Annotated in this window: 16 protein-coding genes, 2 tRNA genes and 1 other RNA gene; 8 read left to right on the plus strand and 11 right to left on the minus strand. The window is 63.0% G+C overall.

Going from position 1 to position 14,135, the window contains the following annotated elements:
• Positions 1–23 precede the first annotated feature (23 nt).
• Positions 24–968, plus strand: coding sequence for a universal stress protein (locus tag ACWHYV_RS01305; RefSeq protein ID WP_447978863.1), 945 nt, complete (start codon positions 24–26; stop codon positions 966–968).
• A 7-nt stretch (positions 969–975) separates the two neighbouring features.
• Here the strand turns inward: ACWHYV_RS01305 and argB are convergent, their stop codons facing one another.
• From argB to trmFO, 5 genes are all read right to left on the minus strand, one after another.
• On the minus strand, positions 976–1,869 hold the full coding sequence (gene argB / locus ACWHYV_RS01310; protein ID WP_447978864.1) for an acetylglutamate kinase: 894 nt from the start codon (positions 1,867–1,869) through the stop codon (positions 976–978).
• Positions 1,870–1,950: 81 nt separating this feature from the next.
• On the minus strand, positions 1,951–3,345 hold the full coding sequence (gene hslU, locus ACWHYV_RS01315; protein ID WP_447978865.1) for an ATP-dependent protease ATPase subunit HslU: 1,395 nt from the start codon (positions 3,343–3,345) through the stop codon (positions 1,951–1,953).
• A 17-nt stretch (positions 3,346–3,362) separates the two neighbouring features.
• Positions 3,363–3,902 carry an ATP-dependent protease subunit HslV gene (hslV, locus tag ACWHYV_RS01320; protein WP_447978866.1) on the minus strand — a complete coding sequence of 180 codons (540 nt, stop codon included), beginning with the start codon at positions 3,900–3,902 and terminating at the stop codon, positions 3,363–3,365.
• Positions 3,899–4,870, minus strand: a complete 972-nt coding sequence (gene xerC / locus ACWHYV_RS01325; RefSeq protein WP_447978867.1) for a tyrosine recombinase XerC — start codon at positions 4,868–4,870, stop codon at positions 3,899–3,901. The genes hslV and xerC overlap by 4 nt, the downstream gene beginning before the upstream one ends.
• Positions 4,843–6,159 carry a methylenetetrahydrofolate--tRNA-(uracil(54)-C(5))-methyltransferase (FADH(2)-oxidizing) TrmFO gene (gene trmFO / locus ACWHYV_RS01330; protein WP_447978868.1) on the minus strand — a complete coding sequence of 439 codons (1,317 nt, stop codon included), beginning with the start codon at positions 6,157–6,159 and terminating at the stop codon, positions 4,843–4,845. The genes xerC and trmFO overlap by 28 nt, the downstream gene beginning before the upstream one ends.
• Before the next feature lie 106 nt (positions 6,160–6,265).
• Between trmFO and ACWHYV_RS01335 the strand changes: the two genes are divergently transcribed.
• The 3 genes from ACWHYV_RS01335 (at position 6,266) to ACWHYV_RS01345 (ending at position 8,014) form a co-directional block, all read left to right on the plus strand.
• Positions 6,266–6,340: transfer RNA gene (locus tag ACWHYV_RS01335), tRNA-Val, on the plus strand.
• Between the two features lie 87 nt (positions 6,341–6,427).
• Positions 6,428–6,784 carry a hypothetical protein gene (locus ACWHYV_RS01340; protein ID WP_447978869.1) on the plus strand — a complete coding sequence of 119 codons (357 nt, stop codon included), beginning with the start codon at positions 6,428–6,430 and terminating at the stop codon, positions 6,782–6,784.
• 117 nt (positions 6,785–6,901) lie between these two features.
• Positions 6,902–8,014, plus strand: a complete 1,113-nt coding sequence (locus ACWHYV_RS01345) for a tetratricopeptide repeat protein (protein ID WP_447978870.1) — start codon at positions 6,902–6,904, stop codon at positions 8,012–8,014.
• Positions 8,015–8,018: 4 nt separating this feature from the next.
• Here ACWHYV_RS01345 and dksA read toward each other — a convergent pair whose 3' ends face one another.
• From dksA to ACWHYV_RS01375, 6 genes are all read right to left on the minus strand, one after another.
• The gene (gene dksA, locus ACWHYV_RS01350; RefSeq protein ID WP_447978871.1) at positions 8,019–8,432 is read right to left on the minus strand and encodes an RNA polymerase-binding protein DksA; all 414 of its coding nucleotides are present in this window, start codon (positions 8,430–8,432) and stop codon (positions 8,019–8,021) included.
• Between the two features lie 76 nt (positions 8,433–8,508).
• Positions 8,509–9,111: a recombination mediator RecR gene (recR, locus tag ACWHYV_RS01355; RefSeq protein ID WP_447978872.1), complete on the minus strand. Its 603-nt coding sequence runs from the start codon at positions 9,109–9,111 to the stop codon at positions 8,509–8,511.
• A 51-nt stretch (positions 9,112–9,162) separates the two neighbouring features.
• The gene (locus ACWHYV_RS01360; protein WP_447978873.1) at positions 9,163–9,489 is read right to left on the minus strand and encodes a YbaB/EbfC family nucleoid-associated protein; all 327 of its coding nucleotides are present in this window, start codon (positions 9,487–9,489) and stop codon (positions 9,163–9,165) included.
• Positions 9,489–11,333, minus strand: coding sequence for a DNA polymerase III subunit gamma/tau (dnaX, locus tag ACWHYV_RS01365; protein WP_447978874.1), 1,845 nt, complete (start codon positions 11,331–11,333; stop codon positions 9,489–9,491). The genes ACWHYV_RS01360 and dnaX overlap by 1 nt, the downstream gene beginning before the upstream one ends.
• A gap of 100 nt (positions 11,334–11,433) precedes the next feature.
• Positions 11,434–11,533, minus strand: an RNA gene (ffs, locus tag ACWHYV_RS01370) — signal recognition particle sRNA small type.
• A gap of 238 nt (positions 11,534–11,771) precedes the next feature.
• Positions 11,772–11,861 (minus strand) — tRNA-Ser (locus tag ACWHYV_RS01375).
• A gap of 193 nt (positions 11,862–12,054) precedes the next feature.
• On the opposite strand from ACWHYV_RS01375, the gene ACWHYV_RS01380 reads away from it, so the two are divergent.
• The 4 genes from ACWHYV_RS01380 (at position 12,055) to ACWHYV_RS01395 (ending at position 14,074) form a co-directional block, all read left to right on the plus strand.
• Positions 12,055–12,735 carry a LuxR C-terminal-related transcriptional regulator gene (locus tag ACWHYV_RS01380; protein WP_447978875.1) on the plus strand — a complete coding sequence of 227 codons (681 nt, stop codon included), beginning with the start codon at positions 12,055–12,057 and terminating at the stop codon, positions 12,733–12,735.
• Positions 12,736–12,776: 41 nt separating this feature from the next.
• A complete protein-coding gene (locus ACWHYV_RS01385; protein WP_447978876.1) occupies positions 12,777–13,214 on the plus strand; it encodes a response regulator in 438 nt (145 codons plus the stop codon).
• A gap of 155 nt (positions 13,215–13,369) precedes the next feature.
• A complete protein-coding gene (locus ACWHYV_RS01390) occupies positions 13,370–13,804 on the plus strand; it encodes a response regulator (protein ID WP_447978877.1) in 435 nt (144 codons plus the stop codon).
• Positions 13,805–13,813: 9 nt separating this feature from the next.
• Positions 13,814–14,074, plus strand: coding sequence for a hypothetical protein (locus tag ACWHYV_RS01395; protein ID WP_447978878.1), 261 nt, complete (start codon positions 13,814–13,816; stop codon positions 14,072–14,074).
• Positions 14,075–14,135: the final 61 nt, after the last annotated feature.

The raw sequence follows: 14,135 nt of genomic DNA on the forward strand, positions 1-14,135 counted from the left end.
AGGGTCCAACCAGTGACCGCGACATGACGATGTTGCGCCTTCAACGTATCCTGCTGGCCACGGATTTCTCCGCCTGTGCGCGGCGCGCGCTCGATCAGGCCGTGTTCTTCGCCCGGGCGTATGGGGCGTCCCTGACGCTCCTCCATGTGCTCGAGCTGCTTCCCGAGAGCGGGCTGACTCGGGAGGGTGACGAGTACCTCGAACGCCGCCGGGTCAACGGGCGCGACCGACTCGAGGAGACCGTCCGGACCGTCATGGCCCCGGAGATCGCCATCGACCGCCGGCTGGAAGAAGGCATTCCAAGCGAGCGGATCACGGCGGCCGCGGACGACATACAGGCGGACCTCGTCGTCGTGGGCACCCATGGCCGGACCGGCTTGGACCATATTCTTCTTGGCAGTACGGCCGAGCGTGTCGTGAAACGGGCGTCGTGCCCGGTCCTCACGATCCGTTGCCCGGGTGGCCGAGGTCGCGATCGAGAGAGCCCCGCCTCGCTCTCCCGTCTCCTGGTCCCCGTCGATTTTTCCACCTGCTCGCTGGCGGCGCTCGAGTACGGAGCGCAGCTCGCCATGCATTTTCGCGCCATGCTCATCCTGGTCCATGCCTTGGAGCCACGATACTACGATCTCGATCTGGGTCTCGGTTCGAGTGCCGATGAGCCGAAGGCGAGGCTTCAGTGGGAAGCGAGGCTCGCGGAGTTGGCCGGACGGCTGCGCGGCCATGCCCTCTCCGTCCAGACGGCGATTCGTGGGGGCATTCCCGGCGAATCCATTATGGCGGCGGCCAAAGAACAGGAGGCGGACTTGATCGTCATGGGGACCCACGGCCGTCGGGGGCTGCCCTCATGGATCAGCGGCAGTGTGGCGGAGGCCGTGCTCCGCCAGGCGCCATGCCCGGTCTTGACCGTGCGCACACCCAAATTTCCCGCGGGGATGGTCCGGCTGACCGGAGAGTCGGCGGCGGCGTAGAGCCCGGCTAGGACAGAATCTCCGTGCCGATCCCCTTGTCGGTGAAAACTTCGAGCAGGATCGCATGCGGCATGCGACCGTCGATGATGTGCGCCTTACGGACCCCGCCGTCCAGCGCCATCAGGCAGGCGTGCACTTTCGGGAGCATGCCGGCGCTGATCGTGCCTTTCTTCACCATCCGCTGCATGTCCTTGCGGGTCAGCGTCGAGACGTGATGGCCGTTTGCATTGCGGATTCCCTTCACGTCGGTCAGCACGAGCAGCTTTTCGGCCTTCAGGGCGGCGGCGACGGCCCCGGCGACGAGATCGGCATTGATGTTGTACGTGCGCCCGGCCTTATCGGTGCCGATCGGCGCGATCACGGGAATGAAGTGGTCCTGCTGGAGTTTCACGAGCAGATGCGGGTTCACGGCCTGAACTTCACCGACCAGCCCGAAGTCTTCGTCCGGTGAGCCGTCCGGCTCGGTGTACAGGCTCTCGGCCCAGGCTTTCGCCGTCAGCGCCTTCGCGTAGATCAAGTTCCCGTCCTTGCCGGTCAACCCCACCGCCTTGGCGCCGTGCTGGTTCAGCAAGGTGACGATCTCCTTGTTGATCTTTCCCCCCAGCACCATTTCCACGATTTCCATGGTGGCCCGGTCGGTAATCCGCACCCCTTGGCGAAACTTCGCCTCGAGCCCCAGGCGATCAAGCATCTGGTCGATCTGCGGGCCGCCTCCGTGGACGATGACCGGGTTCAGCCCCACGTACTTGAGCAGGACCACGTCGGCCGCAAACTTGTCCTTCAGTGCGTCCTCGGTCATCGCTTTTCCGCCGTATTTCACGACCACGGTCTTGCCGGTGAACGTGCGGATATAAGGCAGGGCTTCGACGAGGACATCGGCCTTCTTGATCAGTCGGTTCATGGCTGAGCTCCTTGAGCGGTCAGCATCCGGCAACAGCTTCGACCTTCCGTCAGCGGGCTGACTGCTGATCGCTGACGGCTGTCACAAAATAAATCGGCTGAGGTCCTCGTCCTTGACGATCGTCGTGAGGCGCGTCCTCACATAGTCCGCGTCCACGACGATCGTTTTGGACGCGACGTCGGGGGCGTCGAACAGAACCTGCTCGAGGAGGCGTTCCATGACCGTGAACAAGCGGCGAGCCCCGATGTTCTCGGTCCGGTCGTTCACCTGCTCGGCCGTGGCGGCGATTTCCTCCAGCCCCTCGGGGGTGAACTCGAGCGTGATGCCTTCGGTCTTGAGCAGCGCCCGATACTGGGTCACCAGCGCCCCTTTGGGTTCCGTCAAAATGCGGATGAAATCCGCCTTCGACAGCGCTTCCAACTCCACCCGAATGGGAAAGCGCCCCTGGAGCTCCGGGATGAGGTCCGACGGCTTGGCGACGTGAAACGCCCCGGCGGCGATGAAGAGGATGTGGTCGGTGCGGACCGCCCCGTGCTTCGTGTTCACGGTCGACCCCTCCACGATCGGCAAGAGATCGCGCTGAACGCCCTCCCGGGAAACGTCGGGACCGGCGCTCTTTTCGCGGCCGGCGATCTTGTCGATCTCATCGAGAAAGACGATGCCCGTCTGCTCGACCTTCGCAATGGCTTCCCGGACGACCTCATCCATGTCGATGAGCTTCTGCGCCTCCTCCTGCGTGAGATGCTTCATCGCTTCGGGCACCTTCATGAGCCGCTTTTTCTTCTTTCCGGGGAAGAGCCCGCCGAGCATGTCCCGAAGCCCGCTCTCCAATTCCTCCATACCCGCCGCATTCGAGATCACCCCGATCGGAAGGCCGCGTTCCTTGACTTCCAGCTCGACCGTGCGGTGATCCAGCTTTCCCTCTCGGAGTTGGAGGCGCAGCTTGGAGCGGGTGGTGTCGGCGGAGTCGCCCGGGGCGGCGATCGTCTCCCCGTCGCCGAAGCCGACGGGCTTCGAGAGGGCCGGGGGCAGCAGCAGATCCAGCAAGCGCTCTTCCGCCTGTTCCTCCGCCTTGTGCTGCACCTGCTCCATGTGCGCGGCCTTCACGAGGCTCACCGCCAGCTCGGTGAGGTCGCGGATGATGGATTCCACGTCGCGGCCGACGTAGCCGACCTCGGTAAATTTCGAGGCCTCGACCTTGATGAAGGGGGCATGGGCGAGCTTCGCGAGACGCCGGGCGATTTCGGTCTTGCCCACCCCGGTCGGGCCGATCATGATGATGTTCTTCGGGATGACTTCTTCGCGGAGATCGGGCGGCAATTGCTGTCGCCGCCACCGGTTTCGGAGGGCGATGGCCACCATGCGTTTGGCGTCTCGCTGCCCGATCACGTAGCGGTCCAGTTCCTCGACGATTTGCCGCGGCGTGAGTGTTTCCAGGCTTCTCGTGTCTCGATGGTCGGTCGGAATCGGTTCCATGGCCGGATCTCGGGTGCTCACGGTTTGAGTTCTTCGATCAGAAGCTGCTGGTTCGTGTAAATGTCGATCGCGCCGGCGATCGTCATGGAGGCTTCGACGATGGCGCGGGCGTCGAGGGCCGAGTGAGCGAGGAGCGCTCTGGCCGCCGCCAAGGCATACGGACCACCCGAGCCGATCGCCACGATGTTGTCTTCCGGCTCGACCACGTCCCCGGTACCGGAGATTACGAAGGCGTGGTCTCGGTCCGCCACCGCCAGCAGAGCTTCCAGACGCCGGAGGATCCGATCCGTCCGCCAGTCCTTGGCCAGCTCGACCGACGCCCGGGTCAGGTTGCCGCGATACTCTTCCAGTTTCGCTTCAAACTTCTCGAACAGCGTGAAGGCGTCCGCGGTCGCCCCCGCAAAGCCCGCCAACACCCGGTCATGATGCAGCCGGCGCAGTTTCTTCGCGTTGCTTTTCATGACCGTGGTCCCGACGGTGACTTGGCCGTCGGATCCCATCGCGACGCGCCCTTCTTTCCGGACGCAGAGAATCGTCGTCGATCGAATCGTGATCATCGGGAGGGCTCGTCGTGATTCGAATCGGTCTCGAACTTGGCGCGCGGATGTGCGTCGTCGTAGACCTTCAGCAACCGGTCCATGGCCAGATGCGTGTACTTTTGCGTCGTATCCAGCGACGCGTGGCCGAGCATTTCCTGAATGGCCCGCAGGTCGGCTCCTTCGTCGAGCAGATGGGTCGCAAAGGAGTGACGGAGGGCGTGCGGCGTGATGCGCCCGCCGGCCAGTCCGCTCGAATACCTCTCGACGATCCGCTCGACACTGCGCACCGTGAGGCGACCGCCACGGCGGTTCAAGAAGACGGGCGCCAGGCAGGCTTCACGAGCCCGCGGGGGGGCCGCCGAGGGCGTCTCGCTGCGCCATTGTCGGAGACGGGCTGCTTCGTACTCCCGAAGCGCGTGCAACGCGACGTGCCCGATCGGCACCAATCGCTCCTTCCGTCCTTTGCCCCGCAACCGGACGGTTCCTTCAGCGACGTCCACGTCGTCCCAATTCATCCCCACCAGCTCGCTCACGCGAGCACCGGTTGAATACAAGGTCTCCAGGACCGCCCGGTCGCGGAGCGACCCGACATCCTCCGCTGCGGGCAGCTCCATGAGAGCGTTGGCCTCGTCTTTCGTCAGCACGGTGGGGAGGTGGCGGGGCGGTTTGGGACTCCGGACGTCGGCCGCCGGGTTCGTCGGGGTTCGGCCCTCTCTGACCAGAAAACGGTAAAAGCTGCGCAGCACGCTGAGCTTTCTGGCGACTGACGATTTCTTTTCTCGTCGCTGGTCAAGCCATGCCAGATAGCTCCGAACGACGTACGGATCGACGTCCGACGGGTCGATGGAGAGAGTGGAATCCGGTCGGCGTGAATTGAGAAAGGACTGGAACTGCCGAAGATCGCCTTCGTACGCGCGAATGGTCTGCGGCGATGCTCCCCGCTCCACCTCGAGGAAGGTCACGAAAGCCCGGATCGCATGATCCATGCGTCGAGGTCCTTGAGCGCACGCTCGCCGATCTGTCGTCGCTTCTCCTCCTTGTCCTTGACCCGCCCGGGCAACGGGGGAAAGAGGCCATAGTTCGTGTTGATGGGCTGGAAGTGCTGCGGGTCGCAGGTCGTGATGTAATTGATGAGACTGCCGTGCGCCGTCGTCGGCGGTGGCGTGAGGAGCGGCAGTCCTGCGAGGCCCCGCGCCGCATTGATGCCTGCGAGACCGCCGATGGCCGCGGACTCCGTATATCCCTCGACCCCGACCAATTGCCCGGCCAGGAACGTTGTTCCCCGAACCTTCAACTGCAACGTGTCGTGGAGGAGCCGAGGCGCGTTGACGAAGGTGTTGCGATGGAGGCTCCCATATCGGAGGAATTCGGCGCGCTCGAGACCGGGAATCATTCGAAAGACCCGCCGCTGCTCCGGGTAGGTCAACTTCGTCTGGAAGCCGACCATGTTATAGCAGGAGCCATGAGCGTTCTCCGCGCGAAGCTGGACCACGGCATACGGCCGCGTCTTGGTCTTTGGGTCTTCGAGGCCGACCGGCTTCAGCGGACCGAAGAGCATGGTCTGTGGGCCGCGTTCGGCCATCACTTCGATCGGAATGCAGGCCTCGAAGTAGGGCGTCTTCTCGAAGTCCTTGGGCTGGACCTTTTCCGCCTTCATCAAGGCGTCGTAAAACACTTCGTACGTCGCCCGATCCATCGGGCAGTTCAGGTAGTCCGCCGTCCCCTTGTCGTAACGGGATGCGCGAAAGACGCGGTCCATGTCGATGGAATCGGCATCGATGATCGGTGAGATCGCATCGTAGAAGTACAGGCTCTTCTCGTGTGTGCAGGCGCGAATCGCCGCGGCGAGCCCGTCGCTGGTGAGCGGGCCGGTGGCAATGATCGACACGCAATCCCGTGGAATCTCCGTGACTTCCTCGTGCAGGATGCGGATGTTCGGATGGCCGGCCAAGGTCTGGGTGACGTGCTGTGAGAAGCGCTCCCGATCCACCGCGACGGCGGCGCCTGCCGGAACGCGGGCGGCATCGGCGGCACGCATGATCAACGAGTTCAAACGCCGCATCTCGGCTTTCAGAAGGCCCGGCGCGCTCGCGGGATCGCCGGATCCCAATGAGTTCGAGCAGACGAGTTCAGCCAACAGGCCGGTCTTGTGGGCCGGGGTCGGCTCCTTGGGACGCATTTCATAGAGGGTGACTTTGGCCCCGCGGGTCGCCGCTTGCCAGGCGGCCTCCGACCCTGCCAATCCTCCACCGACCACAACCACATCGTCGCGCATAAGTGCTGGCATTCTAAGGATCGCGGAAAATGGATGTCAAGCTGAGGACGCTACGCAGTTCGCGCGTTGACGCATAGAAAAACAATGTGTTAGACTCCGGCGCTGTGGGCGATTAGCTCAGTGGGAGAGCGCTTCCTTCACACGGAAGAGGCCACTGGTTCGATACCAGTATCGCCCACCATGCCCGCTTTCTCTGCTCATGAGGAATTGGACAAATCCAGGGGCCACGGCTAGACTTTTCCCAGCGTGAGGAGAAGAGAGGTGAGGCATGGCTGACCGACGACTCTTGCTGGGAACCATGGTGATGGTCGCGCTGCTGGCCGGCGGATGTGCAAGTACTCAATCCGAGGGGCAATATCAACAGGGCCAATATCAGCAGGCCACCGCGTGGCCGCTCGACAGCCTGGCCTACATTTATACAGACCCGGTTGCCATGTCCCCCGTGGACGATAGCCCGTTCCGGTGGCTGGGTTTTCTGCTGAATCCCATCGGAGTGGTCTTGGACTATGGGGTGAACCGTCCTCTCTATTCGCTTGCATCCAGCTCGCCGGCTCTCTTCGGTTATACGCCGGAAGACGCGACGCTGCATGCACAACGCCCTAACCGGTCGTACGGCACGCAGTAGCTTCTCCACCCTTCGTTCCCGGCCTGATCAGTCCTCGTGCCCTGGTCGCGTCGACCAGGGCACGAATGACCCTCTCTCGCGTAACCTCGGTCACTGTTCGGCCTGATGATTCTTCGCTTGGCGCCAGCCCTGCTCATGGTTGCCGCGCTTGCGGCGTGTGCTGAGGCACCGCGGTCCCGCCTGCCGCCATCGGCGAGCGATCTCCCGCTGCTCACTTCTGCCCGACCCTGTGAATCCAAGGGACAATTTCTCGAGCGCCATCAGTCCAAGCACGTCCACACGGTACCGTGGGGAAACGGTGAGGAGATCCGCATCCCGGCGGCCGCGAGTCCCGTTTCGGCACAAGAGGCCCATTTCTTCGATAGCCGGGGGCTGCTCGTCGGATCCCTCTTCATCTTCCCCGATCCCCTTCCTCTCCGACCGTATCCGGTGCTCCGGAAGACTCTGTCCGAATTGAAGCCGGCGATGGAGTTCTACCTGCCTGGTGCGAGTATCGCCGACGGGGACCAAGGCCACAGTGGAACGTTGTACGTCACCGGCGACGAGAAAAGCACCACGCAATACGTGACGACTGGGGAACGTCGAAAGCCCAGCCTGGTGATGGCCTCCATCGCCATCGATCCGTATGTCAATTTACTTGCGCCGTACCGGCCGGAGTTCCTCACGCGACTTCGACGATCCTCGACCGGCGACGCCACGACGCCCTCCCTGAAGAATCGAGAGGCTCAAGAACCGTTCGCGGCGCTCCAGGAGTTTGCCGCTGGCCAGACCGCCCAACTGGGCTATTGCGGTGAGCGCGATTATGCCCTGGCGGCCGAGGCCTACCGCAAAGCCCTCGCCGTAGGCTTCACGGACAAAGTATGGGCGGCTGAAGCGCATCACCGGTTGGGGCTCGCGCTGGAAGGCCAAGGCCGGTTCGAAGAGGCGCGGTTGGAAATGGAACAGTCGTTGGCCCTACGGCCGAACGCCGCGGACGTCCTGAACAACTTGGGGACCGTCTATGGGAAACTGGGGGACGTCGACAAGGCCATCAAGACGTTGGAGAAGGCGGTCTCGTTGCGCCCAAACTACCCCCTCGCGCGCTACAACCTGGCGGAAGCGTACGAGACGACGAACGTGAAACGTGCGATCGCCGAATATGAGACGTACATCGCGTTGACGGAAGGGATACCGGAAGAGGCGGAGCGTGTCGCCCGCGCGCGGGCGCGTGTCAAGGCCTTGCGGCGCTGAGAGATCAGCCGCGGATTTTCTCTTCTTCTTCCTGCTGAGTCTTGCACTCGATGCACAAGGTCGTCACGGGCCGGGCTTTCAGGCGCTTGTAAGGAATCTCCTGGCCGCAACGTTCGCAGATCCCGTAGGTGTTCGTCGCCAGACGCTCGAGCGCTTCGTCGATCTTCTTCAACAGCTTCTGTTCCCGCTCCTTCAACCGTAGCTCAAAATTGGAATCGACCTCGGCGGATGCTTGGTCGGTCAAGTCGGGGAAGCTTGCGAACTCCGGGCGGTTCGTCAGCGCTTCCCCAGCTCCATGGAGGAGCTCATCACGCTGGCGCTGCAGTTCCTTTCGAATGTCTTCGTATTTGCCGGCTGGCTTGGCGGGCCTTCGGGTCGGCCGCTTGGCCTTCGTGCTCTTCGCAGCGCTTTTCGGCATAGACCACCCTCATGGGAAAAAAGTGGCCCACTATAGCACAGGGCGGGTGAGGATCGTCAATGGAATGGAATGGGGCTCAGAGATCCCGGCGTCCCTCGATGGACTTCACGAGGGTGACCTCATCGGCGTACTCGATGTCCATCCCGACCGGGATGCCGTAAGCAATGCGAGAGACCCGCACGCCGTGAGGCTTGATGAGCTTGGTGAGATAAATCGCGGTTGCTTCACCTTCGATCGTGGCACTGGTCGCCAGAATGACTTCCTGCACGGTCCCCGATGCGAGCCGGTCGACTAGATCCTGAGCGCGAATGTCGGCCGGTCCCACACCGTCCAAGGGTGACAAGGATCCCAGCAAGACATGGTACAGCCCTTTGTATCCGCCCGCCCGCTCCACGGCATAGAGGGTGCTCGGCTCTTCGATGACCAGGATCTTCGTCTGATCCCGTTTCGGGTCCAGGCAGAACTCGCAGAGCTCGCCTTCCGCGATGTTCCGGCACTGCCGGCAAAACGCAAGACCCTCCTTGACGGCCTGGATCGCCTGGGCCAGCCGCAGCGCCTCGTCCTTGTCCGCTTTGAGAATATGGAAGGCCAACCGCTGCGCGCTCTTCTGGCCGATGCCCGGCAGCCGCACGAGCTCGCGGATCAGCCGATTGAGAAGTCCTTGGTTATCGAGCCCCATGCCAACAGTACCGAATGATGGGCCGGCAAGACGGCCGCGCCTCACGAGCACCTAGAACATACCGGGGATCTTCAGCCCTCCGGTGACCGATTTCATCTCAGTGGCCATCATCTCCTTGGCCTTGCGCAGAGCCTCCCCGGCCGCGGCGAGGATCAAGTCCTGTAGCATCTCGACATCCCCGGACTTCACGACTTCCGGATCGATCTTGACCGCCACCAGATCCATGGCGCCGTTCGCGGTGACGGTCACCATCCCGCCTCCCGCCGTTCCGTCCACGGTTTTGGCCGCAGCCTGCTCTTGGATCTTCGCGAGCTGCTCCTGCATGGCCTGGGCTTGCTTCATGATATTGCCGATGTTGCCAAACGGGTTCTTGGTCATCACCCTGTCTCCTCTCGTACGGTGGTTCGCCGGACCTCTATGACGTCGCCGCCAAACAGAGCCAGGGCTTGCTTGACGAGCGGGTGAGCCCGGGTCTCGACGAGAAGCGATTGCTTCTGAATCCGTTCCTTGTTCGCCCGAGACTCGGATACGCTGGGCCCGCTCGACTGGCCTTCACCAAGCTCAACCACGCGGACCCGAACGGGGAGCCCGATGCATTCGGTGCAAATCTCGGAGATCGCTCGTAACGAGTCGTCCTTTTGAACTCTGGCCAGCGCGATCGAAGCCGTGTGTGGATATCCGATCGTCAGGTCGCGCCCTTCGAACCCGATGAGGCACGCCATGGCCAGGAAGGGACCGATGCTGGGATGCCGCTGCTCGACCCGTTCCACCACCTGTTCCCAGTTCAGGGATATCTGCGCAGTGGTGCGGCCTTCAGGCACGGAGACCGCCACGGCGGTCGCGCTTGGCGTCGCACCCTCTGCCCGCTGTTCCAAGGTGCTCGATCCGTTCGTGCGTGGCCCGGCTGCTCCTTGTGGTGCCTCCGGTGGACGAACGGGTCGACCTGGGGCGGTCGTTGAGCGTGACGGTACTGGCGGTCGTCCGGTCGGCACCGGTGTCGGAGCCGTACTGCTCGGTAAGATCGACTGTGGCGTGGCAGTGCCTCGGGACGCCCCTCGCTGCGGCACGGGCGCGGTGGCCGGCCGCGCTGCGGGGAGGGCTGAGGCAGTCGCCGGCGCCCCGAGACGAGCCGCCCGTACCGCGGCCACCTCTAGGACGAACCGGGGGCGGGCACTCGACCGGAGGGCGTCTTCAGCCTCGGAAAAGATGCGAAACAGATCCTGGACACGATCGGGAGAGACGCTCCTTGCATCATCCACCAGCTCGCGCAGCTCTTCGTCGGACAGATCCACCAGACCTTTCAGTCCTTCGTGGGTGTCTCCGTCGGGCAGGACGGAGGCCACCAGGAGGTTCCTTGCGTGCTCGACGAGCTCGCCGCAGAAGGCGCGCACGTCATGTCCCCGGTCCAACAACTGTCCAATGAGCCGGATGGCCGTACGACTGTCGTGGCCGAGGACGGCCGCCGTCATCGTGCGCACGAGCTCGTGGGGGACGCTCCCCAACAAACGCTCCACGTCCTCGTGCCGGATGCGGTCTCCTGCAAAGGAAATGGCCTGATCCAGCAGGCTCAGCGCATCGCGCATGCTTCCTTCGCTTGCGCGTGCGATCGCGGTGAGCGTGCGGTCCTCGATCTGGATGCCGTCCTGGTCGGCCACATAGCGCAAACGCTGCATGATTTCGAGGCTCGGGATCCGGCGGAAGTTGTAGTGCTGACACCGGGACAGGATCGTCGCGGGGATCTTATGAATTTCCGTCGTGGCAAAGACGAACACCACATGCGCGGGCGGCTCCTCCAGCGTCTTGAGGAGCGCGTTGAACGCGGAGTTCGACAGCATGTGCACTTCATCGATGATATAGACGCGGTAATGGCCGCGGAAGGGGGTAAACTTGACGTTCTCACGAATTTCACGGACGTCGTCCACGCTCGTATTGGAAGCGCCGTCGATTTCGATCACATCGACGGAGGTGCCCTGCGTGATCTCCGCACAGTTCAGACACGTGCCGCACGGGGTGCTGGTCGGACCCTGTTCGCAATTGAGAGCCTTGGCCAAAATGCGCGCGACGGTCGTCTTTCCTACGCCCCGACTGCCGGAAAAGAGGAACGCATGGGCAATCCGCTCGGAAGCGATCCCGTTCATGAGTGTTTGAACGACGTGCGGCTGGCCGATGACGTCCTGGAACGTGGCCGGCCGGTATTTTCTGGCTGAGACTTGGTAGTCCATCGGAATGATCTTGCTCGAAGTCACTCTCGCGACTGCCCGAACCGGGATTGTCTTTTGACCGGTGGGCGGGACATCAAGTCAACCGTGTGGTGGTAAAAGACGGGGCCAGGTGATCCTGCGGCACACTGAATGATCCCCTTACCGTTGCTTCCTTCCGGACCTGGCGGGGTTCGAGGGATTCAGTTGCACAGGGCCCAGCCCCTTACCCTTATCTTGGCGCGATAGAAACGCTCCGACGAGGAACCAGCCGGCAGTGGCGTGCCAGGTACCGACCGGCCGATGCAACTGCCCACCGGAAGCGGTGTCGCTTCGCGACTCTATTTTTGACGTCGCCCTGGCGACACCTTGTTACGGCACTCGACGGCATTGCCGGTCGGTAACTCTGGCGCGCCACTGTCTGCAGGTTGATAGCCTGACGGTTCCTGTCGCGCCACGCACTGGCGGAGAGGGTGGGATTTGAACCCACGGTGCCGTTGCCGGCACACGTGCTCTCCAGGCACGCCGATTCGGCCGCTCTCGCACCTCTCCGTTCAAAAAATTTTAGCTATACTTACTCGGAAGCGGCATCTTAACACGCACCTGAAGGTGCGGCAAGCCGATGGACCCCGGAGGTCCCAGTGCCGTCCATCCGCGCGGGGAGCGCAGGCGCCGAGACTTTTTACGTAAAAGCTGATACATTTTGATGCTACAGAGAGAAGGACCATCGCCGTGTGCCGTCCCTATGGTAGCTGATCAGCCGGCTGGACCAATCAAACTCCTGGCGGCCAGTGCCGTCCCTGCTCGACGAGCTCAATGGATTGAAGCGCTGCAGCGGACCGCGGTGGTCCATGAAGCTCCGGATTACGGCGTCCTAGAGCAGAAGATGGCGGTGCTCAAGCCGGCGGTCCTGTTGCTGGATTTTGGATTGCCGGACCTCCGCGGCCGCGCCAGCGTCGGGCCGCTGCAGCAGCTCAGCCCTTCCACGAAGATCATCGTGTTCACGAAAAATCCGACCGAAACGGAAGGCACGAGCTTGTTGGAAGCGGGGGTGAAAGGATACTGCAGCACCGACATCGACGCGGCCCTTCTCAGTAAAGCGATCAAGATGGTTCAAAAGGGAGAGGTCTGGGTCGGGCGCAAAGTGATCTCGCATCTGCTCGATACGTTGGTTTCTTTGACCGAACAGCAGCGCAACCGTGCCCTCCCGAGAACCGATCCGTCGCTCGAGGTCTTGACCCGCCGGGAAAAGGAGATCGTCGAGCAGATCGGCAACGGGGCCAGCAATAAGGAAATCGCGCACGCCTTGCACGTGTCGGAGAAGACGGTCAAGGCGCACCTCACGTCCATCTTTAGAAAGCTTGGGGTGTCCGACCGGCTGCATTTGGCCTTGTACGTCAACGGACATCGCCAGCCGTTTCGATGACGCCTGGCTAGCCGCCGGCGGGACATCCCTGCAGGAGGTCAATGCGGTCCATCACCGTCGTGGTCGCGGATTGTGAAAAACGGCGGCGGATGTCATGCCTTCGCAGATTACGGCGGGCGCAAGGCGTGCGGGTCGTCGGTCAAGCCGAGACCGTCAGCGAAGCGGTGGCGGCGGCGAAGCACAAGCCGGATATCCTGCTGCTGGACCTGACGATGACGCGCGGTCACGATAATGCGGCCATCCCTCTCATCCGCACGAAGAGCCCCCGAACTCGGATCATTCTCCTGACCGGCGCGGCCCGCGACGCGCAGATCTTAAATGCCGTCGCGCAGGGTGCACGCGGCTACCTCGGGACGCTGCTGTTCCGACGCTTCCTGATCAAGGCTGTTCGCGTGGTGGCCGCCGGGGAATCATGGGTCCCCCGCGCCATGGTCGCCAAGCTCATCGATCGCCTGGCCCGCCTCAGTACGGGAGGCTGACTCGGATGTCGCTTCCGTGCATCGTGACATCCTCCTGCTGCTCACCGCGACTCTCTGCGCGACTCTCTGATGGCGTGGAGCGGTTCGGCTGGACCTAAGTCCAATTGATCGAAAACGGATAAAGTGTTTACTGTCCCGCGAGCAGCGAGGACAGTGTGGAGACGATCAGCGTCGTCATCGCCGATCAGAAAAAGACCAATCGCACCTCGTACGTGAAGCGCCTGCGACCCGAGCGCGGGATTCACGTCGTCGGGGAAGCCGGCAGCACGTACGAGGTGGTGAAGGCCCTCCGTCTGAAGCCGCAGGTGCTGCTGCTCGACTGGAAGATCGCCGTCCTGCATGGTCTCTCGCTGCTCCCGCTGGTTCGCCGTCAAAGCCCCGCCACCCGCGTCATTCTCATCACCGAGCGCTTGACGCGTGCACATATGCTTGATGGGCTGGCCCTTGGCGTCCGTGGCTACCTTCGCCGGGCGGGCGCCCGTGTGCTGCTGCCCCGCGCCGTGCGGGTGGTCGACCAGGGAGAAGCCTGGGTGCCGAGAACGATCGTCCCGCCCGTCGTCGATGCCGTGAGTCGCCTCACGCTGAGCTAGGAGGTCGTCATGACCTGTTCATCGTGCCGCCGCACGGACCGTGCCATGTTCACCCGACTCATGCCGGAGCGGAAGTATAGCGTGCTGTGCGGCGTCTGTTTGATGCAGGCCAACGAAAGGATTCGACTCCGGCTTCGGGTGGACGACCCGGACGGCCGCCGCAGAAAGGACGTCGTACCCCATCCGGTGATGGAGCCCCTGTCCATCTGGGACCGTCTCGTTCTGTCGTTCAGCCCTTGGTCTCGAGACGCCGCCCGCCTGTCGACGTAGGGAACGGAGGGCGCGATCAAGGTCGGGCGATGGAGGTGCGGAGTTCAGATCGTGATGGGCC

It is taken from the genome of Candidatus Nitrospira bockiana (assembly GCF_965152565.1).

What these genes read in the sequence shown, in the direction of transcription:
- ACWHYV_RS01305 (WP_447978863.1), top strand. Translation starts at nt 24, where the DNA reads ATGACGATGTTGCGCCTTCAACGTATCCTGCTGGCCACGGATTTCTCC.
- argB (WP_447978864.1), bottom strand. Translation starts at nt 1,869, where the DNA reads ATGAACCGACTGATCAAGAAGGCCGATGTCCTCGTCGAAGCCCTGCCT.
- hslU (WP_447978865.1), bottom strand. Translation starts at nt 3,345, where the DNA reads ATGGAACCGATTCCGACCGACCATCGAGACACGAGAAGCCTGGAAACA.
- hslV (WP_447978866.1), bottom strand. Translation starts at nt 3,902, where the DNA reads ATGATCACGATTCGATCGACGACGATTCTCTGCGTCCGGAAAGAAGGG.
- xerC (WP_447978867.1), bottom strand. Translation starts at nt 4,870, where the DNA reads ATGGATCATGCGATCCGGGCTTTCGTGACCTTCCTCGAGGTGGAGCGG.
- trmFO (WP_447978868.1), bottom strand. Translation starts at nt 6,159, where the DNA reads ATGCGCGACGATGTGGTTGTGGTCGGTGGAGGATTGGCAGGGTCGGAG.
- ACWHYV_RS01340 (WP_447978869.1), top strand. Translation starts at nt 6,428, where the DNA reads ATGGCTGACCGACGACTCTTGCTGGGAACCATGGTGATGGTCGCGCTG.
- dksA (WP_447978871.1), bottom strand. Translation starts at nt 8,432, where the DNA reads ATGCCGAAAAGCGCTGCGAAGAGCACGAAGGCCAAGCGGCCGACCCGA.
- recR (WP_447978872.1), bottom strand. Translation starts at nt 9,111, where the DNA reads ATGGGGCTCGATAACCAAGGACTTCTCAATCGGCTGATCCGCGAGCTC.
- ACWHYV_RS01360 (WP_447978873.1), bottom strand. Translation starts at nt 9,489, where the DNA reads ATGACCAAGAACCCGTTTGGCAACATCGGCAATATCATGAAGCAAGCC.
- dnaX (WP_447978874.1), bottom strand. Translation starts at nt 11,333, where the DNA reads ATGGACTACCAAGTCTCAGCCAGAAAATACCGGCCGGCCACGTTCCAG.
- ACWHYV_RS01380 (WP_447978875.1), top strand. Translation starts at nt 12,055, where the DNA reads ATGGTAGCTGATCAGCCGGCTGGACCAATCAAACTCCTGGCGGCCAGT.
- ACWHYV_RS01385 (WP_447978876.1), top strand. Translation starts at nt 12,777, where the DNA reads ATGCGGTCCATCACCGTCGTGGTCGCGGATTGTGAAAAACGGCGGCGG.
- ACWHYV_RS01395 (WP_447978878.1), top strand. Translation starts at nt 13,814, where the DNA reads ATGACCTGTTCATCGTGCCGCCGCACGGACCGTGCCATGTTCACCCGA.